Below are 15,626 nucleotides of genomic sequence, written 5' to 3' on the forward strand. Positions count from 1 at the left end.
TTAAAAGGCGCGACGCTTTATCGCGTCATTTTTGAAAGACCTGTTAGCTGTTTTTTGTATTATCATATGGGAACTTAGTGTGACCATATCTAATTGCAAGTATAGATATAGCAAGAATTAGCACAGCACCAGTGAGACCAAGCACTCTTAATGTATCTAAGTTCTTCATATCAAGTATCATATAGCGAGCTATCGCCACTATCGCAATATAAAGCGGAACGCGAACAGGTAACTTCCCCGTTTTAAGATATATTCCAACCATTGCTAATACTTCAAGATATATAAAAAGCAATAATAAATCTGCAAGTGTCACTTTCATAGCCTTGAACATTTCTACAACTTCAAAACTAATTGCAATAACAGTTGATAAAGCAATAATTAATAGTCCAATATCTTCAACTAAAACTAGAGCTTTATATCCAGATTCTTTTAACTTGCTCATTTATTTATTCCTATTTTTTTGCAGCTAACGCCTGGTTAAGTTGCGGAGAGAACGGGCGAATTTTTTGCGTTCTTTGCAAAAAACGCGCGGGTTCTCGGAGTCAACTTGAACCTATTATTATGCCTTTTTCCCCTTGTTGAAGCCAAGGTCAGGCTTCTCTTTGCGGATTAGCTTATCCATGAATTTTTTGAACCTCCTCTGTCTGGTTTCAGGTTTCTTTGCAGATTCCAATCCATAAGCAATTGCGTAGCGATTGGATTTGGTTAGCGTCTCATAGAACTGTTTCGCCTTCGGCATGCTCTCAAGAGCGGCTAGAAAGTCCGCTGGAACCTTCATCTCACTAGTGGTATAGGCGTTTTTCCAACGACCGTCCTCTTTCGCCGCACGAACATGCACAAGCCCCGGCTCCTTCACCCGTCCCTCAGTTATCAAGCGATCGACATGTTCGGTATTCCTCTTTGACCAATTGCTTCGAGCTTTTCTCGGAGTAATCCGTTGAAGGTAGGCTTGGTCATCGAGTGACTTCTTGACACCGTCAATCCACCCCCAGCACAGCGACTCAATCACGACTTCGTTCCAGTTCACGCTCGGAATCCCAGATCCCTTTTTGAACATCTTGATCAAAAGTTCGCTTTCGGTGGCATGGTTCGCTTGCAGCCACTTACTCAGCTCTTTTGGTGACTTAAAGGTCATCGCTTTAGGTGCATCGGGTTTAGGCATGAAATCAGATTCTCTTGGCATAACGGTTGAGCTAAAAGACGTGAACTGGCACCACTTTTGTGGACACTTTTACGCACACAGTTTTTCATAATTATCGGGAGATTGATAGCCTATACCTGAGTGTAATCGCTCTCGATTATAGAACTCTGTAAACTCTACAATATGCGCTACCGCCTCAATTTCATTTTCAAATAACTTATGATGGATAAGTTCTGCCTTCATCGTATGGAAGAAAGATTCCGCAAACGCATTATCCAATGGATTGCCTTTACGACTCATGCTGCGCACTAACCCAGCACCTTCAACCATGTCACGGTATTCATGCGCCGCATATTCAATACCCTGGTCTGAATGGAACAGACAACCCGATTTCGGTGGATAGCGATGCAGCGCCATCCTTAATGCGCTTTTCGTTAACTCGGCATTACGTTTTCGGCTAAATGACCAACCCACGACTTTGCGGCTAAATAAATCCAGCACCACCGCATGATAAAACCAGCCCGTTTTTGTTTTGATATAAGTAAAATCACCGACCCATTGCTCACCCGCCTCAGTCGACTTAGCCAGTTTTGATAATTGATTGCCTGTTGAGGAATAAAAAACATGCTGTCCTGGCCGCCACGCATATAAACCCGTTGTAGAAGCTTTTATACCCATCTCACGCATCAGTCTGTTTATACGTCTGCGGCTACAGTGATAGCCTTTATGGCGAAGTTCTTGATGCAGTCGTGCCGCACCATAGGCGCGTCGATAGCCTTGATGCAGCTCCCTGATCAACGCTTTGAGTTGTTCATCATGCTGCCGATGGGCACTGACAGGGCGTTCACGCCAAGCATAGCAGCCACTGGTGGAGACATTAAATAACTCACAGAGTCGTCTAACTTTATATTGGTGCCGGTTCTTCTCGATAAACGCAAAGATCATCGTTTTGTTTTCTCGAAGAACCGCTGGGCTTTTTTTAATATATCAAGCTCCTCTTCCCGAGAGGCCAATGACCGCTCCAATGCCTTAATGCGTTTGTTGGCTTTTGTCAGTTCATCTTCTTTTGCCTTGGTCGGATCAGTACGTTTTTTGACTTTTTTAGGCGGGGCGGCGCTTTTCTTCATGTGTTTATTCTCACGTAGGGTGCCGTTCTTTAGCTCCATTCTCCACCGATACAACATGACCACATGGATCCCTAATGTGTCGGCAATATCCATGGCTGTAACGTTTGGATGGCCAGCCAACCTAACGGCTTGCTCTTTGAACTCAAGTGTATATCGATCGTAATGACGCTTCCTGGTTTGTCCCATTGCCTTTACCCTTTGATGTTTTAGTCATATGACTGTCCATCAAAGTGGTGCTAGTTCAGCGCGACGCTTTTTCGCGTCCCTGCTTGAGCGCCTTGTTAGGCATTTAATTTGTAGTATTCGCCACATAACTCAAAACCTTTTTCGATACTTATATTTAAACCAGTAACCGCTTCTTCTAGTGCGGATGTTGTGCTTTCTAATAATTCGTGACCACGGTTAAATACTTTATCATTAGTCCAATTATCACCTTCCTTACCAAGTAGCCACAACTCTATATACCGCGGATAGTTTGGGTGAGATGATTCACATAAATACTCATATTTATTCATGGCATGGCTATGACTATTTGATAACTCACGAAATGCGTCTAAAACGTGGACCGGTGCTTCCGTTGCAGGGCTGCCCCATGGCATAAGAATTTCTATTTTTGCCCCCTCAAACACTTTGTTAACAACTTTTGCTAACGTTTCTATATTTTTATTAGCTTGATATTTCTCTAGCTTTATTACAAGAAAGTTAGTTACAGCCCAGATTTCATATACTAAACGAACCAATGGTGCGGCTGCAGATATATTGCCATGCTCCCATAACTGTAAAATTGCAGACGTTGTTTCTCTTGCTCTAATCCAAGAACCTAGTTGTAAAAAGTGAACAGCTCGATGTACATATGATTGGAGCTCTGTCGGTTGATTGGTCAATGGGCCCTTAGGAATATGAACTGGTGGCTCAGATACTTTATCTAGCAGCTCGCTAACATTTTCAATGCGGTTAATGTATCGACCAGTTTCAGTTTCCCAATTTCGCATAATGGTTTTGTTGCCTAACGTTAGAGTTGTGGGGGCGGATAAAGCGCACAGCGCTTTAGACGGTCCCACACGAACGACTTGTTATAAGGCATTGTTATTTTCCACCTTCTCAACTGTGTACCAATACTCTCCGTGCTGACCGCCTGCAGAAAGACTAAAAATAACAGTGGTTGGTGTATTGCATTTTTGGCAATAAAAATCGAGAAAACCTTTGCCTTCAGGCGCCCCCTTAAAATCTTCCGATTTTAGATTGCTATATTTGCTATTCCAGTGTTTATCAAAGTCACGGATATAGAATTTCACTGACTCACCACAATGAGGACACGTATATACCGTGCCTGTATCATCATCGTATTTATTTACCGTGTCTCGACTAAACATCTAATGCTTTCATGCCTTATAACGTTGAAGCTGTGCGGCGCAAACGAAGCGCAGCGTAGTTTGCGTCCGAACGAGCGACTTGTTAGCCGCTACAGGCTTAATATCTCGCTGATTTATAGATAAAGTGAATGTTGTTTTTATCACTATATTCTGCCTCATTAATTAGTGGCTGTATTTCGTTTGTTTTAATTTCTGCAATTTCTATTTTGTTTAGTACGCAAATCCAAGAGTGACCAGAACCAGCTACATTTGGTAAATAACTTGTTGACGCCTCGCGCGCCAACACCACGGGATCAGTAAATGATTTGATCTTTATTTTCTTTTCGTGTGGCGCATCAATATCGTCTCCCGCCGCGACAGAATCTCGTGTAAGGGTGATTGGCACCTCTGGCCGATCTTTCAAAATGCTGAATTCTTTCTTCATCTTTCTATACGGCTAACTATAATTAGACGGCCTAAAAGGCCGGTTTAAAAGCGGCCTTTTAGGCCAAAATAACTCTTGATTTCAATATAATCAATGGGTTATTTTCTATTAGTACGTCTTTTCGTACTAAAAAAACTGCAAGGAGGCAGTCATGGAAGAGCCACGCCTGATGGACCAGGTGCTTTATGCCCTGCGCACGCATCGTTATAGCCTGAGAACTGAACAGTCTTATATTCAATGGATTAAGCGGTATATTTTCTTCCATAATAAGCGCCACCCTCGGGATATGGATGCTAGCCATATTGCGTCCTTTCTTTCTTATCTCGCTGTCGAAAAGCATGTAGCAGCTTCCACACAGAATCAAGCACTTTCTGCGCTGTTATTCCTATATAAGAAAGTGCTTAACATTGAACCTGCCTGGGTAGACGATGTTATTCGTGCAAAACGCCCTGCACGCCTTCCTGTCGTACTGGATCGAGAAACAGTTACACTATTGCTAAGTCACATGCATGGTGTACACAGACTTATGGCCAAATTGTTGTACGGTACAGGTATGCGGCTTATGGAAGTAATACGTTTACGCGTCAAAGATGTCGATTTCTCCTATTCACAAATATATATTCGTGGTGGCAAGGGAAATAAAGACCGCACCACTGTTCTCCCAACAACACTTATTGAACCGTTAAAGAAACAACTGGAGTATTCTCGTACGCTATATGATATTGATCGGATAGAAAATGCTCCAGGTGTTGAAATGCCTGACGCCTTGGGAAGAAAGTACCCCAATGCTGCAACCGAATGGGCATGGCATTGGGTGTTCCCGTCTAAAAAACATTCTCAGGATCCAAGATCAAAGATTATTCGGCGTCACCATCTTTATGAAAGGAATCTCCAACGAGCAATTAAAAATGCTGCGAGATCGTCAGGTTTATCAACTATGGTTAATACGCATACATTACGTCATTCCTTTGCTACCCACCTACTGGAAGATGGTTACGATATTCGCACCGTGCAGGAACTGCTCGGTCATAAAGACGTCAAGACGACACAGATGGTCGCTCCCGGCGTCCTGCCTCACGCGACACTAGTACATCCTGTACGTCGTATACCCATGTCATGGGCAAAGGTTGCAATGGTGTAAAAAGCCCGCTGGAACGACTTTAAAACAACTTGCACACCGGCCCACCCTTGCTGGCCAGCACGCTGCTGATGTGCGGGTGGCTCTGGAGTTGAGTAAGTATGTCTTCGTATAGCTTGTCCGGTGTGTTGCTGGCGAAGATGAGGTCTACCGAGCCGTCATCATTGACTTTGTAGGTGGCGTATTCCTCACTGCCGTCGTAGTCAAACAGGGTGTTGGCGACGGCGGCATCGGCCTGTGATTGTTCGTCGGCATGCAACATACCGACACTCAACAGACAGCACAACAAAACTCCCAGTAAGCGTGTTTTCATGACACCCCCCGTATGAAATGCAGCATGAAGCTCCCCCTCCCCAAGCAGGGGAGAGGGAACAGTTATTACTCGTCCGTCACACAGCCCTCGGAGGCGTTCTTGACGTTTTTGATGAACTTGTAGAGTGTGCCACGCGTGGCCTTGTACGGCGGCATGACCCACTCGGCCCTGCGCTTCGCCATTTCCTGTTCGGAGACGGCGACGTCCAATACACGGCTTTCAGCGTCGATGGTGATCTCGTCGCCATCTCTGACCAACGCTATCGGCCCGCCCTCCTGTGCCTCGGGCACAACGTGGCCGATGATGAAACCGTGCGAGCCGCCGGAGAAGCGGCCATCGGTAATGAGTGCCACGTCCTTGCCGAGGCCGGCGCCCATGATGGCGGAGGTCGGCGTGAGCATTTCCGGCATGCCGGGGCCACCCTTCGGGCCCTCGTTACGAATGACGATGACATCGCCCTTCTGGATCTGGCCGTCTTCGAGACCCTTGAGCATGTCTTCCTCGCAGTCATAGACACGCGCCGGGCCAACAAAGCGCAGGCCCTCCTTGCCGGTGATCTTGGCCACCGAACCACCCGGGGCCAGCGAGCCCTTCAGGATCTGAATGTGCGCGGTCTGCTTGATAGGCTTCTCCAGCGGCAGGATCACGTCCTGGCCCTCGGTCAGGCCCGGCAGGTCGGCGAGGTTCTCGGCGATGGTCTTGCCGGTCACGGTCAGGCAGTCACCATTGAGCAGGCCCTTTTCGAGCAGGTACTTCATCACGGCCGGAATGCCACCGACGTTGTGCAGGTCTTCCATGACGTACTTGCCGGAGGGTTTCAGATCGGCAATGAACGGGATGCGATCAGAGACGGTCTGGAAGTCATCAATGCTGACATCGACATCAACGGCTCGCGCCATGGCGATAATATGCAGTACCGCATTGGTGGAACCACCGAGTGCCATAATAATAACAATGGCGTTTTCGAAGGCCTCGCGGGTCATGATGTCGCGTGGCTTGATGTCTTTCTCGAGAAGGTTACGCACGGCGGCACCGGCACGGAGACACTCGTCGAGCTTGCCCTGATCGACGGCCGGGGTGGAGGAACTGTACGGCAGGCTCATGCCCAGCGCCTCGATCGCCGAGGCCATGGTGTTGGCGGTGTACATGCCCCCACAGGCACCCGCACCCGGGCAGGCGTTCTCGACAATACCCTGACGCTCGTCATCCGAAATTTTACCGGCCAGAAACTCGCCGTAACTCTGGAAGGCCGAGACGATGTCGAGGGTCTGGTCTTTCAGGTGGCCCGGTTTGATGGTGCCGCCGTAAACCATGATCGCGGGGCGGTTCAGGCGACCCATGGCGATCAGCGCGCCGGGCATATTTTTGTCACAACCGGGGATGGTTACCAGACCGTCGTACCACTGACCGCCCATGACGGTCTCGATGGAATCGGCGATGATCTCGCGGGATTGCAGCGAGTAGCTCATGCCACTGGTGCCCATGGAGATACCGTCGGAAACGCCAATGGTATTGAAGCGCATGCCGACCATATCGGCCTCGACCACACCCTTTTTCACCACGGCGGCGAGGTCGTTCAGGTGCATGTTACAGGTATTACCTTCCCACCAGACGCTGGCGATGCCAATCTCGGGCTTGGCCATGTCGGCCTTGCCGAGGCCGGTGCCGTAGAGCATGGCCTGTGAGGCGCCCTGTGACTTGGGCTCGGTGATACGGGAACTGAATTTATTGAGTTTTTCGCTCATTACCATCTCCGGGACTAGGAATTTCTCGGTCAGACCGGCACACTATCCGGATGACCGACCTGAAACAGGCGGCAAAGGATAGCAGAAAAGCCCGCCGGACGCCTCGCCTGGCAGACCGGGCGGGGGCAATCTGCCAGCCTTCTACACACCATGAATTAAGGAAACATACTTATGAGCATTGATCGTCTGGTTTTTGTCATCGCCGGTACCTTTATCCTCGCCAGCGTCGCCCTGACCCACTACCACAACCCAAACTGGATGTGGCTGACCGTATTTGTTGGCGCCAACCTGCTACAGGCCGGTTTCACCCGCTTCTGCCCGCTGGCCATGATCCTGAAGAAGTTCTGCGGCGCCAAGCCCGGCAACGCCTTCGACTAGACACACCTTTCGCTATGCGGTGGCCACCCACGGCGGCCACCGCCATATCGGCCCGCTTGGCTTAAAGGTCATCGCCGACGGCGGCCATCATGACAACCTCCGCAGTATTCGCACAACATGACGTGCCATACCCTGTTCTGGATCCTCTCCCTGGAAATTTTTAGCCTACTCATTGACTTACGCACACAACGGCACGTCTGAGCCCTATCTCCTTAATAATATTGTTGGATAATAGCTGAGTGCGGCACTCGGTCATGCGAAACATTCCTTAACAATAACCGCCTACAGATTAGTGCGGTTGCGGCCGACAATATTAATACCTAAGGACACCATTATTTTGTAAGGATGTGATGACAATGGACTTTCAGCAACCGTACGAGCCAGGCAGCGTCAAGACCCTGTTCTACATTGAGAATGAGGCCATTAATACCCGCCTGCTGCGCAAGATTATTCTTCAGCATAAGGATGTCGCCCTGCTCACCGCCCATTACGATAGGCAAGCCCTGGACTTTATCCGTGACCAACAGCCCGAACTTATCGCCGCAAATATCCATGCCCTCGGCAATCACGTCAACCAGATCTACAAGGCCCTGGTCAAACTGCATGAGGTCAGCGAGGGTCAGATCATCGCCACCGGCTTTGACACACGCGCCATCCGCGTCCTCACCAGCTGGATGAAGCGCCTGCACTTTATTGATTTTCCAATGGATAACCAGGAGCTGCTCAGCCTGGTCAATAAATCGTCACGCATCAAGGCGGCCTGAGTCACCCTGACATCCCCCAGCGGTTCAGGTAAAATCCCATACTTTAGCCCGGATGAGTATGTCTGCCATGCGCACAACCTTGAAATCGCTTTTAGTTTCAGTGCTTTGCACTGCCCTTTTTGCCCCCCTCCCGGCGCAAGCCGAACTGCCCTGGTGGTGGAGTGAGGCCTGGTGGAACGCCGGTCAGCTTGAGGTCCCGGCCAATCACCCGGTAAAAACCGAGTGGTCGAGCGTGATCAATCCTGGTGTTGAGGATATCGAGATCCCGATCATGATCGCCCGCCCGGACGACAATAAAAAATACCCGGCAGTACTCTTCCAACATGGCCGCCGTGGCCTTGATGACCTGATCCAGTTACACGTCAAACGCCTGGCCGCACAGGGATTTGTAGTGGTGGCCGCAGACGTCTTCAGTGGTCGCTTTATCGAGAAATACCCGATTGAACACGACTATGCGGTGGAAGGTGATGTCAACAAGGCGCTGGACTTCCTCATGGCGCGCAAAGATATCAGCAGCAAGCAGGCCTGTGTTTATTCACATACGCGTGGCGGTTACATGAGCCTGAAGGTCGCGGTGAAATACCAGCGCCAGGACAATGACCTGGCCTGCTATGTCTCTTACTACCCACACTTTCAAGACCCGAATGCCCCTGAGGCCATGCAGGTGTACCGTTATGCGCTTGAGGCCGATGAGCTGAAGATCCCGACCCTGATCTTTATCGGCGAGGACGAGCAATATCAGCGTCGCCGCCCGATTGAAATGGCGACGGCCTCCCTGCAGAAAAAGAAACGCCCGGTACGCCTGATTATTTATCCCGGTGTCGGACGTGGCTTTGATTTCCGTCCGGACAACGTGCGTACCTTTGCCGATGACCTGGCCGCCAAGGATGCCATTCAACGTGCATCACGGTTTATGAAACAAAACCTGCAATAGGCCTGTTGGGTGATGGGTGATGGGTGATGGGTGATGGGTGATGGGTGATGGGTGATGGTCTCACCGTTCATTAATCATCAATAAAAAAGGCGTCAGGAATGACGCCTTTTTTATTGACCATAGGTATCTCACAATCATTATCACGCCGCCTGCGAGGCAACCAGTTTCTGTAATTGTCGTTGACGGTGTGCCAGCAGGCTTTCGTAGATCGGAAACAAGGCCTTGTATTCCGGGTCGTTACTGCCACGTATCTCATCGAGACAGCCGCTGTAGTAACTGATCTCATTACGAATGCCGTCTTCCCATGTGTGTTCGCTGTTAACGCGACTTCCCTGGCTTTCCTGACTATGCGCCATTGCCCTACTCCTGTCTCTGCTTGGTGATGACCCTGGAAAATCTAACAAGCCACCGGCCAGGAAAACAGGAACCCGATCAGGTACCGACTGTGACATGGGTCACAAACTGGAGAATGCCGCTTACCGTTTCAGGCGCTATTACGCTGGCGGTCTGACAACTGACCAGGCTGCCGTCCCTTGAGCAAACGCTGCTCATGCAGGTGTTGCTGTACATCCTCACGGGCCATGAGATCGGCCAGACTGATACCGGTTAAAAACGTCTGCAGGCGTTCGCTCAGGTCCCACCACATCTCGTTGTACAGGCTGTCTGCATGCCCGGACTGGGGTGGCCGGGTGACGTGCTCCTCGTGTACCGAGACGATAATATCCTCAATAGATATCTTGTCCGCCGTGCGCGCCAGGCGATATCCACCACCCGGCCCCCGAACACCGGTTACCAGGGCCTGCCCACGCAGGCCGGCCAGTAACTGCTCGAGATAGGAAGGTGAGATACCCTGTTGCTGAGTGAGTTGCGTCAGGGTGACGGGGGCACCCCCGGGGCTCAGGGCCAATTGCAACATCGACTGGATTGCATAACGTGCCTTAGATGAAATCTTCATGTCTGACCTTCCTTTCCCACCTGGGGATATTTTCTGACATCATAAGTAAGGATTCTAAGATTCCCGACATAGCCGGTCAACTATACGGCACTTTTAATAGGGTAATTCAAGTCGTTGGCATTTACTCTATATAAATCATAGTGATAGATGGGTTACAAAACAGCTTATGCAGGCTCAACCGGGCTGTCTATAGCTCCAAAGGACTAGGCTATCACAATCATGCGCTTCAACTCCGGCAGGACAGTGTTTAGACTCCGGGTAAGAAAAAAAACAGTGATGAAACTCTATGGACCCGCAACGTGACCTTGAGCTGCTGCTCACCTCACACATCCCCATCATCATCATCGAGACCCATGAGGAACGTCGGGTGATGAAGATGCTCAGCCGCATGCTGGTGAAGCAGGCCCGACCGCTGTTCCAGTGGACTATCACCGAGGGCCTGGCCCGGATCGATATCCAGTTGGGTACCCAACGCCATAATAGCGAACCCGACCAGGTACTGCGGCATATCAAGTCGGCAGAGATAAATGCCGTCTACGTGCTGGCTGACTTTCACCCCTACCTCGACACCCCCATGCATGTGCGCCTGCTCAAGGACATTGCCCTCGATGCCCCGATTACCGACTCGCATATCATTCTTATGAGTCATGGTGTTGAAGTGCCCGATGAGTTACAAAAATTCAGCGCCCGCTTTGTACTCGCCCTGCCTGATAAAAAAGAATTGGAAAAACTCGTCCGTGACACGGCCGATGAGTGGTTACTCAAGCACCCCGGCAAACAGGTGCAAACCGATCGCAAGACACTCGATGCCCTGATTAATAATCTTTCCGGTTTAAGCCTGCGCGATGCGCGACGCCTGGCACGCAACGCGATCTTTGATGATGGTGCAATCACGCAAAGTGACCTGCCCAAAGTCATGAAGGCCAAATATGATCTGCTCAATACCGATGGTGTGCTCGCCTTTGAATATGATACCGCTGACTTTTCCGATGTGGGCGGCCTGTCCAGGCTAAAGGCCTGGCTGGAACAGCGCCGCGCCGTATTCCATGGCGAATTGCCCAGACCCGGCATGGATATCCCCAAGGGTATCCTGCTACTCGGTGTACAGGGTTGCGGCAAGAGTCTTGCCGCCAAGGCGGTCGCCGGGATATGGAACGTGCCCCTGTTACGTCTCGACTTCGGCGCGTTGTATAACAAGTATCATGGAGAGAGTGAACGCAATCTGCGCGAGGCACTGAAGACGGCAGAAATTATGGCACCGTGCGTATTATGGATGGACGAGATTGAAAAAGGCATTGCCGTCGGTGATAACGATGGCGGTACCTCGCGGCGCATGCTCGCTACCCTGTTAACCTGGATGGCCGAAAAGAAAAGTCCTGTATTCATTGTTGCCACGGCCAATGATATCGAGCGTCTGCCGCCTGAACTGGTTCGCAAGGGGCGCTTTGATGAAATCTTTTTTGTTGACCTGCCAACAACCGAGGCACGACAGACCATCTTTACCGTGCACATGAAACGCCGCGGTATAACGCCGGAAGAATTTGACCTGCCGCTACTGGTCAGTCAGAGCGAGGGCTTCTCCGGCGCCGAGATCGAACAGGCCATTGTCGCTGCCCTGTATGCCGCACATGCACAAGCGCAGACACTCCGTAACCAGCACCTGCTCGATGAACTCCAACAGACCAGGCCACTTTCCGTGGTCATGGCCGAACCGATTGCCCGCCTGCGTAGCTGGGCGGCAGACCGTACGGTTGCCAGTGACTAGTGTGGCCCGCCCGACGCCAGCGGTCTTGAGAAGGTAAGCTTTTCCAGATTCGCGGAACGCCTGGCAAGGCTTTGCTGAAATACCGCCTTGTGCACATCGCCAAGGGTAACAATGCCCACCAGTCTTCCCTTGTCACTCACCGGTGTGCGCCGGATACTGTTCAGGCACATGATGGATGCGGCCTTGAGCACCGGCAGGTCGGGCGTCATGCTGAAGACCTTGTCGCTCATGAGTTCGGCGACGTGATAATTCAGCACGTCGGTGTAACTCTCTTCCAGGGTCTCAAAATTAAGGCATCCCTGTTCCATGTATTCATTCACACCCGGATACATGGCGCGGAGTATATCCTTCTCCGAGATCACCCCCACCACCACATCGTTGACATCCACCACCGGCATACCGCTGATGCGGTTAAAACACATGGTGATGGCGACCTCGTGGATACTGGAATCCGGCATGGCCGTTTTCACATCTGTATTCATAATATCGCCGATTCGCATACGCCCCTCCTGAGAATGATCCACCACCCGCGTTCACTATAAAACTTTCCCCATCAAAGCCTATTCATATAATTTAATGCGCCACGTATACTGATTAAAAAATTTTACTCGACAACCAACAATCAACCAGTTGCGAACAAAAGGCGTGATTTAATGCGGGGCATTTTTCTCGATAAAAGCTCTCTCGACCGTGACGACCTCGACTTTTCGGCGCTAAATAACGCCGTTGACACATGGTACAACTACGAGGTAACGGCGCCACATGAACTGGCCGAACGGCTGCGTGATGTCGAGGTCGTGGTGACGAACAAGGTGGTGCTCGACGAACAGGCCATCACCACGGCCAATGCCCTGCGGCTCATTTGCATCGCCGCCACCGGCACCAATAATGTCGACCTTGATGCCGCCCGCCGCGCGGGTATTGCCGTGTGTAATGTTGAACGCTATGCCACGCCCTCGGTGGCACAACACACCTTTGCCCTGATCCTGTCGCTGACCCGACGCCTCACTGAATACGCACAGGCGATTGACCGTGGTGACTGGCAACGCAGTGAACAGTTCTGCCTGCTCGACTATCCGATACGTGAACTGAACGGGCTGACGCTTGGCATTATCGGTTACGGTGAACTCGGCCAGGCCGTGGCCAGGACGGCGGCGTGTTTTGGCATGCACGTCATCATTGCGCAACGCCCCGGAGGCAAGGGCCCCGCAACGGAGCGGGTAGACCTGGCTACATTATTAGGTCAGGCCGATATCGTCAGCCTGCATTGTCCACTGGCCGATAACACCCGTAACCTGATCGGTGCCGGTGAACTGGCCCTGATGAAACAAGACGCCTTGCTGATCAATACCGCCCGCGGTGGCATTGTCGATGAGGTGGCACTGGCACTGGCCATTGCCGAAGGCCGCATCGGCGGTGCCGGTATTGACGTGCTGGCCGAGGAACCCCCAAAGCCTGACAGCCCCTTGCTGGCTATCGATTCGCCGCGCCTGCTGCTGACGCCGCACGTGGCCTGGGCAAGTCGTGCCGCGCGACAACGGCTGCTCGATGAAGTCGTCGAGAATATCCGCGCCTTTGTTCACGGCGAACCACGTTATCGCATCGTGTGAGGTAAAAAACGCGTGGCCTCAACGACGGCTGGCCACCTCGCCCATGCCTGGCCGCTCACGTAAGAGTTGAATGGCCTGTGCAAAACCCTGGTCCGCGGCACGCCGCCACCACATCAGGGCCTTTTGCATGTCTGCTGTCACGCCCTGACCATTCGCATACAGGGCACCGAGATTGAACTGCGCCGCCGGGTCACCTTGCCTGGCAGCCATCTGCCACCAGGAAAAGGCCTCATTGGCATCCTGTCTGATGCCGTCACCCCTCAGATAAACAATACCGAGATTGAACTGGGCATTGAGGCTGCCGTTATTGGCGGCCCTGCGCCACCAGCGTACGGCATTCACGGTGTCCTGCACGACACCGTCACCGTTGGCATAGGCCACACCCATATTGTATTGCGCATCGACGTGCCCATGTCTGGCGGCGCGCTGGAACCAGTGTGCCGCCATCGCCGCATTGGCCTCGATGCCGTTACCGCCGGCATCGTAGAGGCTGCCCAGATAAAATTGCGCCTCGATATCACCGTTTTGTGCCAGCGGCAACAGGCGGGCATGGGCGCGGGCATAGTCCTCGCGGGCGAAGGCCAAAAGCGCATGGTGCAACATGGCCTGCTCGACCGCCTGTCCATGTGTCATGGCCCGGTCTCCGGGCATGGCGGCCTCTGTGCCGGTAACAAGGAGCATGGCCGTCATAAAGACCAGCAGGGAAAGGATTAACGCAGGGCGCAGGGCTCGAGCAGGCGCGCGGCTTACGTTGGCGATATAACGGTGCGGTCGGGACTTGTGCATCATGTACTCCTGTCGTTCAGGCTGGGGATTACCCTCCTGTATAATCTGTATCGACCTCGACGCCAGAAATCTTAACCACAGAAATCCTGTAACTTCCTGATTCTCTGGGATATAGTTGTTACAAACTGTTAAAGATTCATATTTGGGACAATGCTATGCGCAGAACGGGTTTTCTCTTGGGTCTGCTCGGCCTGGTCATGTTTATCGGCGGGGTGGTGAGTTTTTTCGTGGCCTACTTTCATTCCTCGCAGGAGAACGAGGCCGGACGCCTCCGCCTGCAGGTGAACCAGGGCTACCAGAGCGCCGCTATCCGGGTCGATAACCGGCAACGGGTGCGCCTGGCGGTACGCATGCAGGTCACGAGTCGTTCGGTGCAGGAAATAGACCGAGCAGAAGGCAAGGGGTTTCAGGCCCGTTATCGTTTTCCCTTGCGGGTGGATGTGAAAGACCCTGAAGGCAAACTCCTGCATAGCTATGAATGTGATCTTGCCTGGGACCGTTGCGGCAACCGCTCGCAAAAGAACGCCGACATTAATAGTCAGGGTGGCAGCCTGCAGGTCACACACCAACTCGACAGCTTCGGGGTCGGCGCGGCCGAGGCGATTCACCTGGAGGCCCTGCTCGGTAGTGACAACCGCTACGCCGCCACGGCCAGTAACGTGCAGCTCATTATCTATGATCAGGTCGAGAGTCCTGGCGGCTGGTACATCAGTGGTTTTGCCTTATGCCTGCTCGGCCCGATCCTGTTTATTGTCGGCCTGCTCATGTTCCTCCTCGCCCCGACCGCAAAGGGCGCAATGCCTGCAGCACCCACCGAGGACACGCCGACGGATGTCAGTAGCCGCAACATGGCCATGGCCGTACACCTGAGTGCCCTCATAGCCTGGGTCGGAGTCCCGTTCGGGCATATCATTGGCCCACTGGTGGTATGGCTGACACAAAAGGACAAGTCCGCGTTTATCGACCGGCATGGCCGGGAATCGCTCAATTTCCAACTCAGTATCACCCTCTATTCGCTGCTGGCCTTGGTGTTGTGTTTTATCTTTATCGGCTGCCTGTTACTGCTGGCGATCTTCGTTATGCACCTGACCCTGAGTATCATCGCCGCCATGCATGCCAACGAGGGCCAGCATTACCGTTATCCGATGACGATCAGGTTTATTCCCTGAGCAG

Annotated in this window: 20 protein-coding genes; 7 read left to right on the top strand and 13 right to left on the bottom strand. The window is 51.9% G+C overall.

The features are described from left to right. Positions 1-43: 43 nt before the first annotated feature. The 7 genes from EL386_RS11245 to EL386_RS11275 all read right to left on the bottom strand — a co-directional run bounded on the left by EL386_RS11245 (position 44) and on the right by EL386_RS11275 (position 4,065). A complete protein-coding gene (locus EL386_RS11245) occupies positions 44-442 on the bottom strand; it encodes a phosphate-starvation-inducible protein PsiE (protein ID WP_126456262.1) in 399 nt (132 codons plus the stop codon). A 117-nt stretch (positions 443-559) separates the two neighbouring features. Beyond that, positions 560-1,162 carry a YdeI/OmpD-associated family protein gene (locus EL386_RS11250; RefSeq protein ID WP_126456264.1) on the bottom strand — a complete coding sequence of 201 codons (603 nt, stop codon included), beginning with the start codon at positions 1,160-1,162 and terminating at the stop codon, positions 560-562. 69 nt (positions 1,163-1,231) lie between these two features. After that, positions 1,232-2,086: an IS3 family transposase gene (locus EL386_RS11255; protein ID WP_126456266.1), complete on the bottom strand. Its 855-nt coding sequence runs from the start codon at positions 2,084-2,086 to the stop codon at positions 1,232-1,234. Further along, a complete protein-coding gene (locus EL386_RS11260) occupies positions 2,083-2,454 on the bottom strand; it encodes a transposase (protein ID WP_126456268.1) in 372 nt (123 codons plus the stop codon). Before EL386_RS11260 ends, EL386_RS11255 begins: the two co-directional genes overlap by 4 nt. A gap of 95 nt (positions 2,455-2,549) precedes the next feature. Beyond that, entirely contained in the window at positions 2,550-3,260 is a 711-nt protein-coding gene (locus tag EL386_RS11265; protein WP_126456270.1) for a hypothetical protein, read from the bottom strand. 81 nt (positions 3,261-3,341) lie between these two features. Beyond that, positions 3,342-3,641, bottom strand: coding sequence for a hypothetical protein (locus tag EL386_RS11270; RefSeq protein WP_126456271.1), 300 nt, complete (start codon positions 3,639-3,641; stop codon positions 3,342-3,344). A gap of 97 nt (positions 3,642-3,738) precedes the next feature. Continuing rightward, the gene (locus tag EL386_RS11275) at positions 3,739-4,065 is read right to left on the bottom strand and encodes a hypothetical protein (RefSeq protein WP_126456273.1); all 327 of its coding nucleotides are present in this window, start codon (positions 4,063-4,065) and stop codon (positions 3,739-3,741) included. A 151-nt stretch (positions 4,066-4,216) separates the two neighbouring features. Here EL386_RS11275 and EL386_RS11280 point away from each other — a divergent pair, with 151 nt between their 5' ends. Continuing rightward, positions 4,217-5,206, top strand: a complete 990-nt coding sequence (locus EL386_RS11280; RefSeq protein ID WP_126456275.1) for an integron integrase — start codon at positions 4,217-4,219, stop codon at positions 5,204-5,206. Positions 5,207-5,225: 19 nt separating this feature from the next. Here EL386_RS11280 and EL386_RS11285 read toward each other — a convergent pair whose 3' ends face one another. Beyond that, entirely contained in the window at positions 5,226-5,516 is a 291-nt protein-coding gene (locus EL386_RS11285; RefSeq protein ID WP_126456277.1) for a hypothetical protein, read from the bottom strand. Between the two features lie 65 nt (positions 5,517-5,581). Continuing rightward, positions 5,582-7,261 carry a dihydroxy-acid dehydratase gene (gene ilvD / locus EL386_RS11290; protein WP_126456279.1) on the bottom strand — a complete coding sequence of 560 codons (1,680 nt, stop codon included), beginning with the start codon at positions 7,259-7,261 and terminating at the stop codon, positions 5,582-5,584. Between the two features lie 171 nt (positions 7,262-7,432). On the opposite strand from ilvD, the gene EL386_RS11295 reads away from it, so the two are divergent. From EL386_RS11295 to EL386_RS11305, 3 genes are all read left to right on the top strand, one after another. Next, entirely contained in the window at positions 7,433-7,639 is a 207-nt protein-coding gene (locus tag EL386_RS11295; protein ID WP_126456281.1) for a YgaP family membrane protein, read from the top strand. A 356-nt stretch (positions 7,640-7,995) separates the two neighbouring features. Continuing rightward, complete coding sequence (locus EL386_RS11300; protein WP_126456283.1) at positions 7,996-8,403, top strand: hypothetical protein; 408 nt, start codon at positions 7,996-7,998, stop codon at positions 8,401-8,403. Between the two features lie 67 nt (positions 8,404-8,470). Then, a complete protein-coding gene (locus EL386_RS11305) occupies positions 8,471-9,337 on the top strand; it encodes a dienelactone hydrolase family protein (protein WP_126456285.1) in 867 nt (288 codons plus the stop codon). Between the two features lie 140 nt (positions 9,338-9,477). Here the strand turns inward: EL386_RS11305 and EL386_RS11310 are convergent, their stop codons facing one another. Both EL386_RS11310 and EL386_RS11315 read right to left on the bottom strand, forming a co-directional pair. Continuing rightward, positions 9,478-9,693 carry a hypothetical protein gene (locus tag EL386_RS11310; RefSeq protein WP_126456287.1) on the bottom strand — a complete coding sequence of 72 codons (216 nt, stop codon included), beginning with the start codon at positions 9,691-9,693 and terminating at the stop codon, positions 9,478-9,480. Between the two features lie 128 nt (positions 9,694-9,821). Beyond that, positions 9,822-10,292 carry an Rrf2 family transcriptional regulator gene (locus EL386_RS11315; protein WP_126456289.1) on the bottom strand — a complete coding sequence of 157 codons (471 nt, stop codon included), beginning with the start codon at positions 10,290-10,292 and terminating at the stop codon, positions 9,822-9,824. A 286-nt stretch (positions 10,293-10,578) separates the two neighbouring features. On the opposite strand from EL386_RS11315, the gene EL386_RS11320 reads away from it, so the two are divergent. After that, on the top strand, positions 10,579-12,057 hold the full coding sequence (locus EL386_RS11320; protein WP_126456291.1) for an AAA family ATPase: 1,479 nt from the start codon (positions 10,579-10,581) through the stop codon (positions 12,055-12,057). Here the strand turns inward: EL386_RS11320 and EL386_RS11325 are convergent. After that, complete coding sequence (locus EL386_RS11325) at positions 12,054-12,557, bottom strand: CBS domain-containing protein (RefSeq protein WP_126456293.1); 504 nt, start codon at positions 12,555-12,557, stop codon at positions 12,054-12,056. The genes EL386_RS11320 and EL386_RS11325 overlap by 4 nt on opposite strands. A 153-nt stretch (positions 12,558-12,710) precedes the next feature. Here EL386_RS11325 and EL386_RS11330 point away from each other — a divergent pair, with 153 nt between their 5' ends. Beyond that, a complete protein-coding gene (locus EL386_RS11330) occupies positions 12,711-13,667 on the top strand; it encodes a 2-hydroxyacid dehydrogenase (RefSeq protein ID WP_126456295.1) in 957 nt (318 codons plus the stop codon). A gap of 18 nt (positions 13,668-13,685) precedes the next feature. On the opposite strand, the gene EL386_RS11335 is transcribed toward EL386_RS11330, so the two are convergent. Then, entirely contained in the window at positions 13,686-14,456 is a 771-nt protein-coding gene (locus EL386_RS11335) for a tetratricopeptide repeat protein (protein ID WP_126456297.1), read from the bottom strand. A 152-nt stretch (positions 14,457-14,608) separates the two neighbouring features. Here EL386_RS11335 and EL386_RS15705 point away from each other — a divergent pair, with 152 nt between their 5' ends. Continuing rightward, a complete protein-coding gene (locus EL386_RS15705; protein WP_197722073.1) occupies positions 14,609-15,622 on the top strand; it encodes a DUF4870 domain-containing protein in 1,014 nt (337 codons plus the stop codon). Positions 15,623-15,626 lie beyond the last annotated feature (4 nt).

The sequence above is a fragment of the Sulfuriflexus mobilis genome, from assembly GCF_003967195.1.
GTDB lineage: Bacteria > Pseudomonadota > Gammaproteobacteria > AKS1 > AKS1 > Sulfuriflexus > Sulfuriflexus mobilis.

Excerpts from the sequence above, each read along its gene's own strand:
- EL386_RS11245 (WP_126456262.1), bottom strand. The coding sequence starts at position 442 with ATGAGCAAGTTAAAAGAATCTGGATATAAAGCTCTAGTTTTAGTTGAA.
- EL386_RS11250 (WP_126456264.1), bottom strand. The coding sequence starts at position 1,162 with ATGCCTAAACCCGATGCACCTAAAGCGATGACCTTTAAGTCACCAAAA.
- EL386_RS11255 (WP_126456266.1), bottom strand. The coding sequence starts at position 2,086 with ATGATCTTTGCGTTTATCGAGAAGAACCGGCACCAATATAAAGTTAGA.
- EL386_RS11260 (WP_126456268.1), bottom strand. The coding sequence starts at position 2,454 with ATGGGACAAACCAGGAAGCGTCATTACGATCGATATACACTTGAGTTC.
- EL386_RS11265 (WP_126456270.1), bottom strand. The coding sequence starts at position 3,260 with ATGCGAAATTGGGAAACTGAAACTGGTCGATACATTAACCGCATTGAA.
- EL386_RS11270 (WP_126456271.1), bottom strand. The coding sequence starts at position 3,641 with ATGTTTAGTCGAGACACGGTAAATAAATACGATGATGATACAGGCACG.
- EL386_RS11275 (WP_126456273.1), bottom strand. The coding sequence starts at position 4,065 with ATGAAGAAAGAATTCAGCATTTTGAAAGATCGGCCAGAGGTGCCAATC.
- EL386_RS11280 (WP_126456275.1), top strand. The coding sequence starts at position 4,217 with ATGGAAGAGCCACGCCTGATGGACCAGGTGCTTTATGCCCTGCGCACG.
- EL386_RS11285 (WP_126456277.1), bottom strand. The coding sequence starts at position 5,516 with ATGAAAACACGCTTACTGGGAGTTTTGTTGTGCTGTCTGTTGAGTGTC.
- ilvD (WP_126456279.1), bottom strand. The coding sequence starts at position 7,261 with ATGAGCGAAAAACTCAATAAATTCAGTTCCCGTATCACCGAGCCCAAG.
- EL386_RS11295 (WP_126456281.1), top strand. The coding sequence starts at position 7,433 with ATGAGCATTGATCGTCTGGTTTTTGTCATCGCCGGTACCTTTATCCTC.
- EL386_RS11300 (WP_126456283.1), top strand. The coding sequence starts at position 7,996 with ATGGACTTTCAGCAACCGTACGAGCCAGGCAGCGTCAAGACCCTGTTC.
- EL386_RS11305 (WP_126456285.1), top strand. The coding sequence starts at position 8,471 with ATGCGCACAACCTTGAAATCGCTTTTAGTTTCAGTGCTTTGCACTGCC.
- EL386_RS11310 (WP_126456287.1), bottom strand. The coding sequence starts at position 9,693 with ATGGCGCATAGTCAGGAAAGCCAGGGAAGTCGCGTTAACAGCGAACAC.
- EL386_RS11315 (WP_126456289.1), bottom strand. The coding sequence starts at position 10,292 with ATGAAGATTTCATCTAAGGCACGTTATGCAATCCAGTCGATGTTGCAA.
- EL386_RS11320 (WP_126456291.1), top strand. The coding sequence starts at position 10,579 with ATGGACCCGCAACGTGACCTTGAGCTGCTGCTCACCTCACACATCCCC.
- EL386_RS11325 (WP_126456293.1), bottom strand. The coding sequence starts at position 12,557 with ATGCGAATCGGCGATATTATGAATACAGATGTGAAAACGGCCATGCCG.
- EL386_RS11330 (WP_126456295.1), top strand. The coding sequence starts at position 12,711 with ATGCGGGGCATTTTTCTCGATAAAAGCTCTCTCGACCGTGACGACCTC.
- EL386_RS11335 (WP_126456297.1), bottom strand. The coding sequence starts at position 14,456 with ATGATGCACAAGTCCCGACCGCACCGTTATATCGCCAACGTAAGCCGC.
- EL386_RS15705 (WP_197722073.1), top strand. The coding sequence starts at position 14,609 with ATGCGCAGAACGGGTTTTCTCTTGGGTCTGCTCGGCCTGGTCATGTTT.